At 53.2% G+C, this 1377-nt stretch carries 5 protein-coding genes; all 5 read right to left on the bottom strand.

Features of this window, described 5'->3' with window-relative positions; genetic code table 11:
- Positions 1 to 21: 21 nt before the first annotated feature.
- Positions 22 to 450, bottom strand: coding sequence for a hypothetical protein (locus XMD564_RS11295; RefSeq protein WP_173507177.1), 429 nt, complete (start codon positions 448 to 450; stop codon positions 22 to 24).
- A 7-nt stretch (positions 451 to 457) separates the two neighbouring features.
- Positions 458 to 637: a hypothetical protein gene (locus XMD564_RS11290; protein ID WP_173489381.1), complete on the bottom strand. Its 180-nt coding sequence runs from the start codon at positions 635 to 637 to the stop codon at positions 458 to 460.
- Positions 638 to 699: 62 nt separating this feature from the next.
- A complete protein-coding gene (locus tag XMD564_RS11285) occupies positions 700 to 909 on the bottom strand; it encodes a hypothetical protein (RefSeq protein WP_173495089.1) in 210 nt (69 codons plus the stop codon).
- A 9-nt stretch (positions 910 to 918) separates the two neighbouring features.
- Positions 919 to 1068, bottom strand: coding sequence for a hypothetical protein (locus XMD564_RS11280; protein WP_173495088.1), 150 nt, complete (start codon positions 1066 to 1068; stop codon positions 919 to 921).
- A gap of 2 nt (positions 1069 to 1070) precedes the next feature.
- On the bottom strand, positions 1071 to 1271 hold the full coding sequence (locus tag XMD564_RS11275; RefSeq protein ID WP_173495087.1) for a hypothetical protein: 201 nt from the start codon (positions 1269 to 1271) through the stop codon (positions 1071 to 1073).
- Positions 1272 to 1377: the final 106 nt, after the last annotated feature.

The raw sequence follows: 1377 nt of genomic DNA, 5'->3' as shown, positions 1-1377 counted from the left end.
ACTCACTAGAACTGTCATGGATTACTCCTCTGCAATCAGGCCATCGACTGCACTGATAGCAGTCCCGACAGCGGTTGTAGTGTTTGCGACACGGCGAAGTCCTTGGAAGACTGAACGTCCAGCACTGGTGCCGACATGCAGTAGGCCAGTGTCAGGGTCGTGAGCCAAGGCTGTGACTGCATCGCTAGCCCCGTAGAGAGTGCAAGCTGCGTTCTCTTGGAACAGCACCTTCTCGTCCTCGTAGATCTTCTTGATCTGTGAGGCTGTTGGGGCAGTGGCACCGGACATGTCCAGACGCTGTTCCATTGCGTACTGGTTGCCCGCCTGACCGTCTGTCTCGACGTAGTAGAGGAAGGCAAGCATGGACGGCAAGGTGATGTCAGGGTCCACAGCCTTGAATGCTTCGAGGATGCGAATTGCTGTTCGTGTTTCAGGTGATGAGGGCATCATTACCTCCTTAGGTGACCTTCGTCTTTAGAACTATCGCGATCACGATAGAGACAAGGGTAAGTTTACAGATTACGGAACACTTACGTTTGGGTTGTTCTTTCAGTTCAAAGATTCGCTGCTCAATCAGATCGCGGGCCTGCTGCAGATCATTCACGGTTTGCGAGTGGTCGTGGTTATACCGTGGCATTCTGATACTGTCTCCTATTCTTTTGGTAACCCCTTCGAAAGGGGAAGGGTGTCACAAATGTGTTACACTACATAATCTCGTTCGAGGTCGCTTTCGATCTTCTCGAGGAGGGCAATACTGGCGGCAAGGCCTGCCTTATGTGCTGGCGACGTAAGGGCGGACTGAATAACGAGGCTGAGGTCTTGCCGTGCGCTTCGTACATCAGAAATGACCATGAGGGCAAGGCGAGTATCGCGACCTTCGACTGTATTTTGTTGGATCGGTTCTTGCATGGTTCTCTCCTATGCGTAGGTGTCGTCGTGGCAGTGGTCACAGAAGCCAGCGAAGGAAGTCTCTTCGACCATGTCGCCGCAGCGGTTGCAGCATTCGAGGTCTTCTGCAGAAAGGTCTTCGTGTTCGATGGTCAGGATGTCTTCGAGGTGGTCGAGCATGGTTATTCTCCGAAATCGAGGGTCAGTTGGGACAGGTGGTTGTCGAGGAAATCAGCGCAGCGTTGCTTGGCGGCTCGCTGTTCTTCGATGGTGAACTCCCGGTATCGGGTGGAGAAAAGGACTTCCTTTTTCTCACGGTCCCACACGAAGACCTCGAGGGAGTACATCGGGTTCTGAATGGTGATGCGGTAGCGGTCATTCATGGGTCAGGCTCCGGTTGAAGGGGTGTCGATGATCTTCCAATCCTCGAGGCTGTAGTGATCCATTCCGAAGGCCAGGATTTCCTCGAGGTCTACCGCTGGATCATAT

Source organism: Marinobacterium sp. xm-d-564 (assembly GCF_013283345.1).
GTDB lineage: Bacteria > Pseudomonadota > Gammaproteobacteria > Pseudomonadales > Balneatricaceae > Marinobacterium_E.
The sequence above is the reverse complement of the archived record's forward strand: the minus strand, read 5'-3'. Positions and strand labels throughout refer to the sequence as shown.